The sequence below is a fragment of the Bacteroidia bacterium genome (genome assembly GCA_041391665.1).
Classification (GTDB): Bacteria; Bacteroidota; Bacteroidia; order J057; family J057; genus JAGQVA01.
Genome location: JAWKNO010000003.1, coordinates 602,670 through 616,481 on the forward strand (window position 1 = coordinate 602,670; position 13,812 = coordinate 616,481).

Here is a 13,812-nt window from a genome sequence, read left to right on the forward strand (position 1 = left end):
ATTTTTGGGAGCCCATTCCGATCAGCATACATGATACCAACTCAATTATTTCTTATCCCCGACAGGGATATATTTTTTGCCTTAAATAATGAAGAAAGTAAAACTATAAGTATATGTCGTACGACCGGAAATATATCGACTATTACTGGACCGATCTGGACATCATTTTTAGGAAAAACTCAGATAATTTAACGGTTCTTAAAGACCTGATGCACGAGTTTTCGTTAAGAAATAGACGTGGTGCAAAAAAACTAAGGGAGAAAGTAGAAACCCGATTTAGCGACCTGCTCTTAGAGCAATTTAAATGGCCACAAACGAATGTTATTAAGGGCCGGAAAAGCTTAGAAGATGTTGACTGGTATGAGTATGGTATGTTGGGGGTTCTTGGTTATCATGTTGGAAAAAAGGGATTACAACAAAAAGATCGATGGTTGATTCTGGAAACTGTCTATTTTTTCGATTTACCTAAGATTAACGGTGAAACATATCATGTAGAATGGGGAAAACCAAAAACTGGTAAGCGCTTAAAAAAAATGGCAAACTCAATTGCTACATTTGCTAAACAGGCTAAAAAAAATTCTGAAAAGGATTATTCTATTGCTATTAATCAATGGGAAGATGATCTCCGGTATTTGAAGAAAACCTATTATACAGGAAAGTACAATTTTATATGGCCTCGCTAACTTTGTGGGGCACCATCTGCCCCCTGCCATTAAAAGACACCAATAAAGACACTAATAAAGACACTAATAAAGACACCAATAAAGACACGCAAACCCTGTCTGACAAGGAGCATATGGTATTGGATGAAATTCGAAAAAACCCACATATAACCACGGATCTGCTTTCTGAAAACATGGGGATCAATCCCCGAAATGTAAAAAAATATATTGCCCGCCTAAAGGCGCGCGACCTGTTGACTCGCATCGGTTCCCCCCGCAATGGCTATTGGAAGATTCTGTGAAGTATGAAGGCTCTTAGTAACCCCAAAAAAAGGATACCTGCCTTCAGGCTTTGGGCGCCATGGGACTGGTATGGCTGTTTTTGTATGTACTGTACAGAAACCGTTGTTTGTGAAGGTGTGAGAAATCAATAAAAAAAGGCTGCCCGAAGGCAGCCTTTTGAGTATCAAACTGTAAACGTAAACTTATTCGCATTTACTGTAGCCACACTCTTTGCAGGTGAGGCATCCTTCCTGATATACTAACGCGGGAGCGCCGCATTCGTTACAGGTATTTTCTACGGCTTCGGTTCCATCGGGAATAAACTGCTTCAGGGCGCGAACCAGGCCATTTTTCCAGGTGTTGAGAGATTCGGCGTCGAGGTGCAGCTTGGAGACCATATTGACCACATAGGGCAATGGCATCCCGTGGCGGAGCACACCGGAGATCAGTTTGGCATAGTTCCAGTACTCTTTGTTGAAAGTACGGGAAAGGCCTTCAATCGTGACTTTGTACCCTTCTTTATCCACATACTGGAAGTCATAACGTCCACGGCCATTGTCATCTTTTGTTTTGATGACCCAGCCTTTGTCCACCTGAGACAATACGGAGAAAGAATCTTTGGCCAGTCCGGTGAAAATCTCATACGGACGGTCAGCGAACAAACCGACAATTGCGACCCATGCATCGTCCTTGTTGTAGAAGCGGATTACTCTGGCTTCCAGTTTATCAGGGCGACGGGGCGCCAGCGTATCGGTAAATTCATTGGCTTTTTTCTTGGCCTTCTTGCCTTTGCCCGTATCATCATTGGAAACCAGTACCCCGGAGCGGCTGCCGTCGCGGTAAACGGTAATTCCTTTACAACCGCTTTCCCAACCCGTCATGTAAATTTTCTGCACCATCTCTTCCGTGGTGTCATTGGGGACGTTGACGGTCACGGAAATGGAGTGATCCACCCACTGCTGAATGGCGCCCTGCATTTTGACTTTCATCACCCAGTCCACATCGTTGGCTGTGGCGCCGGCATACGGCGAGCGGTCGATCAGTTGCTGAAGCTCCGCTTCACTCATGCGGGAAACCGTCTGGGTATTGTACCCTTGTTCACGCAGCCAGAGGACAAATTTGTGGTGGAAAACGTGAAATTCTTCCCACGCATCGCCTACGCTATCTACAAAATCCACGACGATATTCTGGTCATTGGGATTGACTTTACGGCGGCGTTTGTACGACACCATAAATACCGGTTCAATACCTGAGGTTGTCTGTGTCATCAGAGAAGTCGTACCGGTAGGAGCAATCGTGAGCAGGGCAATATTGCGGCGGCCATATTTAACCATATCTGCATAAAGCGCAGGATCTGCTTCTTTGATGCGTTGGATAAACGGATTATTGGCTTCACGCTCCGCGTTGTAAATCGGGAACGCGCCTCTGTCGCGGGCCATGTCCACCGAAGAGCGGTAGGCGGTCAGCGCCAGTTGTTTGTGCACTTCCACCGAAAAAGCAAGCGCTTCCTCACTTCCATAGCGAAGGCCTAAAGCGGCAAGCATATCTCCCTCGGCAGTAATACCCACACCCGTGCGGCGACCCTTGATACATTTTTCTTTGATTTTTTCCCAAAGCAGCCTTTCTGTGCGTTTTACTTCTTCGTCTTCGGGATCAGCTTCAATTTTGGTGACGATCGCGTCAATTTTTTCAAGCTCAAGATCTACGATATCGTCCATGATCCGCTGTGCCATTGTGACATATTTGCGGAAGCGGTCGAAATTGAAGCTCGCCTTTGCCGTAAACGGGTGATCCACAAAACTATAGAGATTCACTGCCAAGAGGCGGCAGCTGTCATAGGGGCACAAGGGGATTTCACCGCACGGATTCGTAGAAACGGTGCGGAATCCAAGGTCCTGATAACAATCCGGAATAGACTCTTTGCGCACGGTATCCCAGAAAAGAATACCCGGTTCGGCAGATGCCCAGGCATTGTGAATGATTTTTTTCCAAAGGTTACGGGCATCAATTTCATTTTCCACAACAGGACTTGGCCCATCGAGCGGATAACGCTGAACATAGGGTTTGCCGTCTTTCACCGCCTGCATAAACTCATCGTCGATTTTCACCGAGACATTGGCACCTGTCACTTTGGTACCATCGAGTTTGGCATCGATAAAACGCTCTGCGTCGGGGTGTTTGATCGAAATACTGAGCATCAAAGCACCTCTTCTTCCGTCCTGAGCAACTTCACGGGTAGAGTTGGAGTACCGCTCCATAAAAGGGACAACCCCTGTGGACGTTAGGGCACTGTTCATCACGGGGCTGCCTTTGGGGCGAATATGGGAAAGATCATGTCCTACACCGCCACGGCGTTTCATGAGTTGCACCTGCTCTTCGTCGAGTTTCATCACACCACCATAAGAGTCGGCGAGGTTGTCATGACCGATGACAAAGCAGTTGGAAAGAGAGATAATCTGATAGTCATTACCAATACCGGTCATAGGACCTCCCTGCGGAACGATATAAGTAAAGTCTTTTAGGGATTCATAAATCTCTTCTTCTGTATATCCGTTGGGATAATTACTTTCTATGCGAAAGATTTCTTTGGCAATCCGGCGATGCATATCATCGGGCGTCCGGTCATAAATATTGCCGTAAGAATCTTTCATGGCGTACTTGTTTATCCACACATTGGCGGCCAGCTCGTCTCCGTTGAAATATTTCACTGCTTGCGGCAGTACTTCAGGGTAGGTGTAGGTTGCGTGATGTTTTCCGTTGGAAGATTTTTTTGACTTGATGGATGGTGAGATCATGACGACGGGTATTTGTTTTGTTGATAGATAGTTTTTACGCATTGGTCTGCCTCCCGACTATGGGAAAACTAACCGTTGGGGTTCAGCTGCTTGGTTTTTAACAGGTTTTTGCGAGAAAAAGCTTTAGCATCCAGCCAGATACAGGGGATAAACCGGGGGTAATAGTCCTTTCATACTAATGATTTTTAGTGGTGTTAATTGAGTTCGGAAGGCTGGTAACCGGCGTTATCAAAAGCGTTCCTACTAAGTAACTGAATTTACCCCGCTCCGATTGTATCGAGTTATCCACATTTCAACAGTTTCTGTTGATTACTTTTTTTACCAATTGGAGACAATGGCACGGGCGTCGTCGTTTCCCTGCGCTATTGCTTTCAATTCGCCGATTTTGGGGATAATCTGGATAAGAAACCGTTGGTTCTTCTGTTCATTGTAGCGGTCTCTTCCCATACCGCCTTCGCCGCTTCCGGAGATCATCACTTCCACTTTTCCCGGGTCAAAGTGTAGTCCTTCATTTTCCCACAACCGGAAAAGGGAAAGTGCGCGTTCATAGCTGAGTTCGTAGTTGCGGCTATAAGCATCGCGGGAAGACATTCCTTCGATCACCAGCATATAGTTGATATTGTCGTCAGGATCGAGCCTGTCCATCAACCTCTTTAAGGCTCTGCCTGATTCTACCAGCATGGATTTGTATTGGGGATCAATCTTGCTTTCTCCTTTGGCAAACTGCACCTGTCCGCGAAGTACATGGCGTTTGTACTCGGGTTGGTAGGCAAAATAGCGCGAATCCAGGTTTTCTATCGCCCGCTGTATTTCCCGGAGTTTTTTGTATTCGATCTCCATCACCGCCAGGCGGTTTCTTTCGTCGTTGAGTTGCTGAATAAGCGTTCCCGCATGGATTTCCTCATTTGTCAGCTTCCGTTTCAGTTCGTTGAACGCAACGGTCTGTTTATCCAGTTCGAGACTGCGCACCCTGAGTTTATCCAGCGTCAGGTTTTGTTCTTCAAGTTCCACACTTCGCAGGCGAAGTTGTTCTTCTGTCATCAGGAAATCATTTTCCCTGACTTTAAACAGTTGATAGCTCAGAATAAATAACACCAGCACGATGATAAACAGGGAGGTCATCAGGTCGGCGTAACTCACCCAGAACAGTTTTCCACTTTCCGATCTCATGCTATCAGGGTGTTTATCAGGTAAATAAATCCGCCCACAATACCCACAGAGAATGCAGCGATTCCGGTGAAAATAAATGCCCGAAAAGTGCTGGTATTCATAAACTGGGAACTTTGCCCGGCGAGCATCATCGCCATGCGTGTGTTCATTTCCCTGACCTGATCGGTCATTTCCTCGAGGGATTTTTTCTCCTGCACCAGACTTTCGATCAGTTTCCCGTTGGTCTGGTAGCCATTGTTGTGTATTTGTTGTAAATCTCCGCGCAGGCGCGAAATGTCGCGATCAATGGCTTCTGCATAACTCATTCCATTGCCGTTGTAGCCGCCATTGAGATAATAATCTACATCCTGATAAGCGGATTGTGTCTGGTATTCGAGCACCGCCATTTTCTCAGAAACGATTCCGGCCAGCTCTTTATCGACATACGCATGATGGCGTTGCAGTTTTTCTGTCAGGGCTTCGGCTTTCCGCGCATAGGCATCCATGCAGGCAAATTGCTTGTCAAGTAGTCCGTCATTGGCGTTGAGGTATTCGCCTATACTGCTCATGCCTTTTTTGATTACCCGAATCTGCTCAAATACGTTTCGCATTTCATTAAACAGGCGCAGCGTTTCAGAAAGAGATTCATTGGTATGGTGCTGGTATTTGGCAAATCCATCATTAAACGCTACCAGGTTTTCGCGAAAATCCTGAACAGATTCCCACCCTTCGCGATGGACCACCGGAAGCATATTGGCGCGAAGGAAGTGAAAATATTCATACAAGCCTTTATCGCGAAGTTTTTTGCTCTCGCGAAACAGATAATTGCTTCTGACGGTAAGAGCCATACCGGTTGCGCTGCCAATCATTCCGATGAGCACACCTCCGATAAAAGTCTGTATCGCAAGGTCGCTCACGCCCGTCGTGGCAATTTTCACCAGACCGATGATCACACCTGAAAATGTACACAACAACCCGATATACAGCGGAAGAGAAATATTCGACTCAATAGATTGCTCTACAGAATCAACCTTACGCTCGGCAATTTGCTCCAGGGTCTCGGTTTCTGCTGCACCCTGGGTCTTAATAAGCCATGCATTGGTGCTGTGAAGGATTTCGCGGAATTCGGGTTGATAACTTTCCTGATCTTCGATCAGATAAAAGCTCTGGCTTTCTGTTCCCGCAGGCTCGCGCGGATCGGTTACTACCTGAGAAAATACATTCAGGTTTTCAGTTTTGGGAAATATTTCCGCTAAGGTGCGGATGGAAACGCCATTGCGGCTGAACACACGGAACTGCGCTACAATGATAATTGCTACAATAGCAAGTTCGAGAATAAATACAGAATCCATAGGTTAGAAGGGGTATTTAGGTGTAAAATGAAATTTTATTAAGTGCTATCGGGGCTTCATATCCGGTGGCTGAGGCTCTCGAAGCCACCGATTGTTTGGCTTCATATCCGGTGGCTGAGGCTCTCGAAGTCACCGGATATGAAGCCACGGTCATTACCTGCTCACAACCAGTTCGCTGAAAACAAACCGTTCGAAACAGCCTTTCTCGTCGTAAATTTCCATACGGCGGGGAAGAAACTGGTTTTTATCCAGCATGACCACGCACCGCCGGCAATAAGAGGTGGGGATTCGGATAATCTGCCCCGGATATATATTGTAATAATCTTCTATATCAGGATTTAACTCTCTGATTTTGTAGGGGTTAATGAGTTTTTTTCGGGCAATAGTGATCAGGTTTTCACCTTCTTTCACGGTATAATTGGCGATCCGGTAAGCGGGGTCTGTGAGTTCGATCCGGTAACATGGCAGGCCTTCTACCATTTCGTCGCCGAGGTACTGTACATTGGCGGGGTACACCTCATTGTGCTCAAATGTCTCTTCAAGTTTTTGGATTACCTGATCAAAATATCCCAGCGAGGTTTCATTTACTGCATAATGGCCTCTGCGCAACATATTGCCGTGGATATCTTCACTAAACTTTATCGCTGGTACCCATTTGCTCGGCGTTACGATTGCTTCACGGGTATTCGTAGCCTCATCATATTCGACAAGTGTGCCTTTATTGGGTTTAATGGCTTCCAGCTGAACCTTCAACGGGCGAGTCTGCACGGAGATAAACATTTCCGCCTCATGGATCGTGTTGTCGGTACGTCGTTCTTCCACCTTCAACCGATAACTGTGGAAGCTGATTGCTTCAATCTGCTGATGCATCGACCGGAGAATTTTTCCAGCCTCTGTTTCAACAGATACGGAAGGATTCATTCCGGGAAAACTGAGCATAAGAATAAGGTAAATGAAGGCCATAAAAGTGATGATTACTAAGGACTGAAGTTTAAATAAGATTCAGGATCCACTCGTTTGCCATTTTTGAAAATCTCAAAGTGCAGGTGTGGACTGGTACTCAGACCGGTATTGCCGGAAAGTGCGATGGTTTCACCCTGCTGTACTGATTGGCCGGGTTCTACCAAAACTTTTGACAAATGTGCATACATGGTGCTGTGAACCTGATCATGTGAAATAATCAGGTGCTTGCCATACGAACTGAGTCCTGTGCGATCTACCGTTTTGGTTACAATACCAGAGCCGGCAGCTCTGACTGGAGTACCTACAGGGACGGGGAAATCGACGCCTGTATGCATTCGCCATTTTTTGATAATGGGGTGAATCCGCATACCAAAAGCACTACTTACGGGTGCTTCTATGGCTACGGGTTTTAGGGTTGGGAGTCGCATCTGGTCCTCGTATTTTCCCTGGTGCGATGAAGCGACCAGGTTTGAGGTGTTCCAGTAGGAATCGACAACCACTCGAAGTACGTAAGTTCCAATGATGATCACCAGAATACGAAAGTAGCGGTTCTTCATGGAGCCAGGGTTTGGGTTAATAGGTTATACCCTTAAGACAACCCCGGTTTTAAAATTGCATGGTGGAAATGTAAATTTTTTATACCCCGCGAAAAAGTGCCCATTCTTTGATCCTGTGATCCTGACCCATTTTGTAGATCATGCCCAGTTTGTCGTGAATCAGGAAATAATCTCCTTCGACTGTAGGCAGGGATTTTCGCAATTGTGCGCGGTCTGCGTCGGGTATGGTGCTCCCGATGGGGTATATAAACGCCTCATACTTAGCAGAAAGTGAGGCAATATCTTTGGTTACGCGCTGGAGATAAAACTTATGCCCGTTGAGTTTATCGTTGTACAGAAGCATAGTAGTCCCGCCAAACTGTTTTCCGGCTACCGTAATATCTTGTGCAAAGGATACTTTTTCGTACCAGGTATATTTAATTTTCTCGATCTGCTCAAATGCCGAAGCTGGCGCAACCGGTGGCATTTCTATCGAACGGGAAGGGCAGTTTTGAGGGGAGTTGATAATCGTCGCAAGGAGATTCGCGGCGTTCACCATATTTTTTGTTTCCTTTTTTTCTACATCAGTGCCTGTGCCGGTATTTGCACGTTTCACAAAACTGATATCCTCTTTTGCTTTGGCAATATATTCGTCTTTTTTCGAAGCCTGATCCACGGCACTGATCAGATGGAAAGCTGCGGCCCGGTTGATATGTGCCGGCAGGTATCCCGGATTGAGTTTTACGACCTCATTGAGCGTTCCCAGACTTTTTTGAAGGAAAAAAAGCGGGGTATTATTTCGGCCTTTAAGTGCCTGCTCCAGCCGCGTATCCGTGTCCAGCGCAAACGGGTACGGGCAATGGCGATAAGGTTCAGGCACCTTGGGCAAGGCCATCATAATATAGCTTAATCCCAGGTTGTTGTAAAACTCTGCGCTCTTAAAATCGTCGATCAGATACTGATACAGGATGGTATCTTTTTCGAATTGCTGAAGAACCGTGAGGTAGCTGGCCAACTCAAAAATATGAACCGTTTTCATCAGCTCTTCCTGCGACCTTTGGGCGATGGCCAGCCGCTCTTTTTTGGAGTCGTATTGCGGATCTTCTTCTTTGAGATTAAAAGAATCGTAAATGGATTCGATAAATTGGGGCAGAATATCATCGACTTTATAGCCCGACATATAACAAAGGATTGCGCCCCATATGTCTGCTTTGGTTTCCATCCGCTTGCGTTTTTCCCGTTCAGACTTTGCCCAGTTTTTCAGCGTTTCGGAAGGGGTATAGAAACCCGGAGACTCGTAGTCAAACAAATTTTTTTGAAAGGAGTGAACCAACTCGTGGGCGATAAGAAAGGCGAGGGCATCGTCTTTATTTCCCGAAAAAGTCATGCAGAGGTCGTAGGCTTTGGGGTCAATGACAATCGTACGCGTCGCAAAGTCATACTCCGCCGGTTTGCCAAACTGGTTGATCGGGCGAATAGAGATCGAGGGAGGTTGTTCGCCCCCCTGCTTATCCCAGAGTTTCTGAAGGATCGCTATACATCTATCTCTGGGGACGGGATTTTGAGCAAATATATTTGCCGGCGAAAAGAACACCCATAAGATACCTGTCAGCAAGAAAATTCGCCTTGGGAGATGCCTCATTCTCCCCTATTTTTTAGCTGAAAAATGGAATCCCTGATCGTTTTGAGAACCGTATCGGGTAGCTCGTGCATAGATATTTTCTCCTTTACCCGGATTTTTGGGGCGATAGAGTTCTTCTACTTTTCTGCCGACATACCATACTGGTACAGAGCTACCCCGGTATTCCTTCTCACCCATTTCCATTGATTCGAGCAATACCATCATAAAATCGGAGACCTGAAACTTTTTGCCGCCAAACTTATAGTTGTCGGTATGCGCTTTGGGATCTTTGATGACGATACCTTTTTCGGGTATTTCCCGGTTGGAGGGAGAGGAACCGATAAAATATTTGAAGGGAACACCTTCCCCCCTCACGACAAGATCTTTTCCTCCTCTTTCGAGGTAGGAGGAGGCAAAACAGGCATCGATTCCCACCACAATATTATTACAGGTAATCTGATCAACCTGATCTCTCAGGTCTTCCATTTTATAGTAGGTTTTGATGCTTTCGTCTACATTGCTGGGCACAAGATACCCTCCTCCGTCGGGGCCTTTGTGGCCGTGACCGGTATAGAAGATCATCAATTGATCATGGATACCCCAATCGCGTTCGATCAGATCCTGCATGGCCGTGTTCATTTCTTCCCATGTGGGGTCAGCATACAGCCGGACTTTAAATCCATATCTTTTTTCCAGCACATACTGAAGGGCGAGTGCATCTTCGAGAGAATATTTAAGATCTACCCAGCCTTGTTTAGCGGCTTTTTTGTAGTGTTTGCTCACGGCAAAAATCACGGCATAATCTTCCCGGTCGATAGGGATTTCCTGTACGCGGATAATGATTTTCTGCTCAGCTACCTTATTTTTTTTACACTTGGCCGAAATGATAAATGCATTTTCAGGGCCTGATAATTTAGCTGTAAAGCCGAAGATATTACCTTCGACCAACTCAGCCTTCAGGGACTGACTCATCGGATCTTCAACGGTAATATCCAGGTTTTTTGCTTCACAGCAACTGAGCATAAACCGGATGTTGAGGCTTTTTTTGTTGTCGGTGGTAATTACAATAGCATCGGAGCCTTTTTCCGGAGTAATATTATAACTGCCGGAAAGCTGGATTTCGCAATCATCATCACCGGAAGGGGTAGCGAGGGTAATAGAGGGGCAGAATGTCAGGTACAAGAGCGTAAGGAAGGCCGTAAAGAACATTTTTTGATACATAACTTTTTTGGGGAATTAAATGCACCAAGTAATTTAAAATTTCTATTTCAAATATTCCAAAAATTGCCTGGCTTCGGATAAATAATTTTTCGACAAGAGTGAAGGCAAATGGTTTTGTTTATCCGTTTTCTCTAAAGACGCCAGTTTTTCAAAATGTTGACGGGCGGCAGCATAGTCTCCGGTGACAAGAAGCAGATTAGCAATATACCAATGACTGGCATTAATTACCGAAGGTTTTGCGGCAATTTGGTTGATAGTTTGTGAAAAAGCGGCGATAGCGGGTTGATTATTTCCGACAGCCATCAGACTTTTGGCCTGATAGAAGTTGATCAATGCAACACATGAGTCAGAAAAAGCGGGGTTGGCAAGCAATTCGGTAAACTGCGATGCAGCAACTTCGAAATTGCCTTCTGCATAATTATCAACGAGGGCAGAGGAAATTGAAACCCCTTCATGAACTTCATTTTTCGGGCGACCGAATCCTTTATCATCACAACTACCCACAAAGACTGTCGCCAGTTGAAGGTCTTCGCCAACGATAAGATTTGCAGTCGGGTCAAAAGGCAGATTGGATTTTCGCAGCGGCAGCCAGATAAGTAAAGCTGCCACCAGAAGGCCTGCAAGGACGCCAAAAAACCGATAGATAAAAGGTGTTTTCCGGAATCGGGCGATCAGGTCATTTGCATCTGTCGTACCGGCATTTTTTTCAAGGAACGCATTTTTACCAGCCAAAAGGAGGGCATCAATATTTTTTTCAGCGTAAAGGACTTTTTCTCTGGCAGCCCCGGGATTTTTGACAACCTCAGCAGAAAGTTCTTCCATTGAAAGACGGTAGAGGTCATCCTCTTCCATCAGGGCTTCGATCTGCTCGACATCATCCAGGCTGGCGGTATCGGTCAGATAAGCAATCATCAGGTCAACATGGCGTAGTCGGTCTTTGTCTATCGGTTCAAACGTATTCATTGAGATTCATTCTTAGGTTCTCCTTAGCTCTGTCAAGATATCCATGTACCTGACCTACGGAACAGTTCATCAGAACTGCGATTTCCTTGTAGGTCATGATTTTATCCTCACTCTGCATGTATCTCAGTTCGATCACCTGACGTTGTGCGTCTGGCAATTTTTTGAGTGCCTCGTGAAGTTTGTTTGTGTTCATGTTCTCATCCGGTTGCGGATTTTCGGGTTCAGGCAAATGTTCGAATGACAGGGAGATTACAGGCGATTTTCGCTTTTTCTGGTTGATGAGATCATTGCGAAGGATACGAGCCAGCCAGGATTTCCAGTTTTTATCGGGGATTTTTCCCTGCAAAAACAAGTGGTGAAGCCTGACATAGAGTCGCTGAATTTCATCCTGCGGATTTTCATTCATCGCTGCTATAATTTTCGACAGGTCTTTCCGGTGAGGAGCGAGGAGAGACCAGATGATTTCCCCGCGTTCTTTTTCCGAAGCTTCCTTATATCGCAACAACAGTTCGAGCGCAACCTGATTTTCTTTACTACTAAAGTATTGTTTAATCAGTTCGCCAATAGAAAATCCCTTGAGACCTTTCTCAGCCATAAGCGCTAAAGCGCACAGAAGCAAGATAAATACTGTTACATTCACAGCAAGGCAGTTTGTATAATTCGAGATAGTCTATTAACGGTAAATTTACAAAAACTGTATTACGCCGTCATTTTTTTCATTTGGGTCTGTAAAAATCTTTATTATACCCTTAAGACAAAAGATTTAGGGAAGTTGCACGGTGGGGGTGAAAAAAAATTAAATAAAAGGTCAATTATTGCTCATTTACCTCCAACCGATACCCCACGCCACGTACATTGACGATTCTCAGTCCCCGGTCTTCTGCCAGGATTTTCCGAAGGCGCGATACAAATACATCCAGGCTTCGGTCAACGATGATGCCCTCGTCTTCCCATACATTTTTTTGAATGCGGTCACGCTCCAGCAATTCATTGGGGTGCTGAAAAAAATAGTGAAGGAGTTTTGCCTCGCGAAAGGTAAGATCGCGCTCCGTTTCCGCTACAACGACTTTAAGTTTGCTCAGATCAAACACAGTGGCGGATAGATGAATACCCGATGCTGTGGCGGGTTCATCTTTTGAAATGGGTGGTGGCTGTTTGTAATTTCTGAAAAAAATCAGGCCAGCGAGCACAAATATAACAATGATCAATGTCATCAGCAGTCCTTTCCCATTCTCGGCTTTTGGGCCAGGCTGAAAAACCACTTTTATATGGCTACAGCCCCGTATCAGGTTTCTGCCTACACAGGGGACCGGGGCATCAGGGATTTGGGACATATAAAAATACCCCAAAATCAAGGTATCGGTCACACAGTCAAAAACCTGTACCTCGTAATCTGCCGTAATATTTCGCAGGTACAAGGATTCCCTCAGGATACCTGGCAGCTGATCATAGTCAAATCCTTCATGGAGCGTAAGCATAAATGTTTGCACGTCCAACTGTTTTACTGGCGGAATGGTCGTCGTAGAATCTTCCTCTGCCAGCAACAGCAAGTGTCCTGTACGGCGTAAAGCGAGATTTACACTTTCTGCATTGAGGGATTCTGCCCGGGAATCTGTTTCTCCCCATAGTGTCTCTCCCTCCAAAGATGTCTGGAGCAAAATGAGAAGAAAAAAAAATAAAAGGTGAGTTTTGGCCATATTCATAACCTTCTGAGGCTCAATTTACGGAAAAACATGACGGCAGTCATAGCTTTTACACTTCTTTTACACTGTTTTACCCAGGCTTTACGGCAAGGTTATCAGAAGGGTCGTAGGTTTGAAATACATTCTAATCCATAATACACATAAAATGAAATCAAATTATTTTTTTCTTCTGGCTTTGATGTTTAGCTGTGTTTTATCCGCCCGGGCCCAGTCTGACTTCACCAGTTGTGCAGCAGCTTATTTGGGGCAAACCCGGCTAGTCAACGAATATACGACAAAGGGATTTTGCGAAGTAACACAGTCGGCAAAAGGGTTACTTTCGGTATCGCAGATCAGTCTGAACGAGGATGGCGATATTAAAGGTGAAGAAATAGCCTTTATGGTAGCCATTCGCGACGGAGTGACACAGACTTACTGGATGTATTCCGGAGAATCTTATAAAGAAATCGAGATCAGCAAAATCCTCTCTCGCTGCAAATCAGGCGATAAAATTGTCCTGATGACCCAAGACCGGGAATGGGCCTTACCCCACGCAGAGATTGCGGTAAAATAGTGGATTGACTTC

At 45.5% G+C, this 13,812-nt stretch carries 13 protein-coding genes; 3 read left to right on the forward strand and 10 right to left on the reverse strand.

The window, feature by feature from the left end:
- Positions 1–113: 113 nt before the first annotated feature.
- Together R3D00_25260 and R3D00_25265 are read left to right on the forward strand one after the other, a co-directional pair.
- Complete coding sequence (locus R3D00_25260; GenBank protein ID MEZ4776509.1) at positions 114–683, forward strand: hypothetical protein; 570 nt, start codon at positions 114–116, stop codon at positions 681–683.
- Positions 671–964 (forward strand): winged helix-turn-helix transcriptional regulator, encoded by a 294-nt coding sequence (locus tag R3D00_25265; protein MEZ4776510.1) that lies wholly within the window; start codon positions 671–673, stop codon positions 962–964. Before R3D00_25260 ends, R3D00_25265 begins: the two co-directional genes overlap by 13 nt.
- A gap of 183 nt (positions 965–1,147) precedes the next feature.
- Here R3D00_25265 and R3D00_25270 read toward each other — a convergent pair whose 3' ends face one another.
- From R3D00_25270 to R3D00_25315, 10 genes are all read right to left on the reverse strand, one after another.
- On the reverse strand, positions 1,148–3,739 hold the full coding sequence (locus tag R3D00_25270; protein ID MEZ4776511.1) for an adenosylcobalamin-dependent ribonucleoside-diphosphate reductase: 2,592 nt from the start codon (positions 3,737–3,739) through the stop codon (positions 1,148–1,150).
- Between the two features lie 318 nt (positions 3,740–4,057).
- Positions 4,058–4,909, reverse strand: coding sequence for an OmpA family protein (locus R3D00_25275; protein ID MEZ4776512.1), 852 nt, complete (start codon positions 4,907–4,909; stop codon positions 4,058–4,060).
- Positions 4,906–6,240 (reverse strand): hypothetical protein, encoded by a 1,335-nt coding sequence (locus R3D00_25280; protein ID MEZ4776513.1) that lies wholly within the window; start codon positions 6,238–6,240, stop codon positions 4,906–4,908. The genes R3D00_25275 and R3D00_25280 overlap by 4 nt, the downstream gene beginning before the upstream one ends.
- Before the next feature lie 153 nt (positions 6,241–6,393).
- The gene (locus tag R3D00_25285; protein MEZ4776514.1) at positions 6,394–7,203 is read right to left on the reverse strand and encodes a LysM peptidoglycan-binding domain-containing protein; all 810 of its coding nucleotides are present in this window, start codon (positions 7,201–7,203) and stop codon (positions 6,394–6,396) included.
- Between the two features lie 14 nt (positions 7,204–7,217).
- On the reverse strand, positions 7,218–7,760 hold the full coding sequence (locus tag R3D00_25290) for a M23 family metallopeptidase (protein ID MEZ4776515.1): 543 nt from the start codon (positions 7,758–7,760) through the stop codon (positions 7,218–7,220).
- 79 nt (positions 7,761–7,839) lie between these two features.
- Positions 7,840–9,381, reverse strand: a complete 1,542-nt coding sequence (locus R3D00_25295; GenBank protein MEZ4776516.1) for a hypothetical protein — start codon at positions 9,379–9,381, stop codon at positions 7,840–7,842.
- A 6-nt stretch (positions 9,382–9,387) separates the two neighbouring features.
- Positions 9,388–10,581, reverse strand: a complete 1,194-nt coding sequence (locus tag R3D00_25300; protein MEZ4776517.1) for a caspase family protein — start codon at positions 10,579–10,581, stop codon at positions 9,388–9,390.
- A gap of 42 nt (positions 10,582–10,623) precedes the next feature.
- Entirely contained in the window at positions 10,624–11,544 is a 921-nt protein-coding gene (locus tag R3D00_25305) for a hypothetical protein (protein MEZ4776518.1), read from the reverse strand.
- Positions 11,531–12,184 carry an RNA polymerase sigma factor gene (locus R3D00_25310; protein MEZ4776519.1) on the reverse strand — a complete coding sequence of 218 codons (654 nt, stop codon included), beginning with the start codon at positions 12,182–12,184 and terminating at the stop codon, positions 11,531–11,533. The genes R3D00_25305 and R3D00_25310 overlap by 14 nt, the downstream gene beginning before the upstream one ends.
- Positions 12,185–12,356: 172 nt before the next feature.
- Complete coding sequence (locus tag R3D00_25315; GenBank protein MEZ4776520.1) at positions 12,357–13,241, reverse strand: winged helix-turn-helix domain-containing protein; 885 nt, start codon at positions 13,239–13,241, stop codon at positions 12,357–12,359.
- A gap of 151 nt (positions 13,242–13,392) precedes the next feature.
- On the opposite strand from R3D00_25315, the gene R3D00_25320 reads away from it, so the two are divergent.
- Positions 13,393–13,800: a hypothetical protein gene (locus tag R3D00_25320; protein ID MEZ4776521.1), complete on the forward strand. Its 408-nt coding sequence runs from the start codon at positions 13,393–13,395 to the stop codon at positions 13,798–13,800.
- Positions 13,801–13,812 lie beyond the last annotated feature (12 nt).

Excerpts from the sequence above, each read along its gene's own strand:
- R3D00_25290 (MEZ4776515.1), bottom strand. The coding sequence starts at position 7,760 with ATGAAGAACCGCTACTTTCGTATTCTGGTGATCATCATTGGAACTTAC.
- R3D00_25305 (MEZ4776518.1), bottom strand. The coding sequence starts at position 11,544 with ATGAATACGTTTGAACCGATAGACAAAGACCGACTACGCCATGTTGAC.
- R3D00_25295 (MEZ4776516.1), bottom strand. The coding sequence starts at position 9,381 with ATGAGGCATCTCCCAAGGCGAATTTTCTTGCTGACAGGTATCTTATGG.
- R3D00_25300 (MEZ4776517.1), bottom strand. The coding sequence starts at position 10,581 with ATGTATCAAAAAATGTTCTTTACGGCCTTCCTTACGCTCTTGTACCTG.
- R3D00_25280 (MEZ4776513.1), bottom strand. The coding sequence starts at position 6,240 with ATGGATTCTGTATTTATTCTCGAACTTGCTATTGTAGCAATTATCATT.
- R3D00_25270 (MEZ4776511.1), bottom strand. The coding sequence starts at position 3,739 with ATGATCTCACCATCCATCAAGTCAAAAAAATCTTCCAACGGAAAACAT.
- R3D00_25315 (MEZ4776520.1), bottom strand. The coding sequence starts at position 13,241 with ATGGCCAAAACTCACCTTTTATTTTTTTTTCTTCTCATTTTGCTCCAG.
- R3D00_25285 (MEZ4776514.1), bottom strand. The coding sequence starts at position 7,203 with ATGGCCTTCATTTACCTTATTCTTATGCTCAGTTTTCCCGGAATGAAT.
- R3D00_25265 (MEZ4776510.1), top strand. The coding sequence starts at position 671 with ATGGCCTCGCTAACTTTGTGGGGCACCATCTGCCCCCTGCCATTAAAA.
- R3D00_25275 (MEZ4776512.1), bottom strand. The coding sequence starts at position 4,909 with ATGAGATCGGAAAGTGGAAAACTGTTCTGGGTGAGTTACGCCGACCTG.
- R3D00_25260 (MEZ4776509.1), top strand. The coding sequence starts at position 114 with ATGTCGTACGACCGGAAATATATCGACTATTACTGGACCGATCTGGAC.
- R3D00_25320 (MEZ4776521.1), top strand. The coding sequence starts at position 13,393 with ATGAAATCAAATTATTTTTTTCTTCTGGCTTTGATGTTTAGCTGTGTT.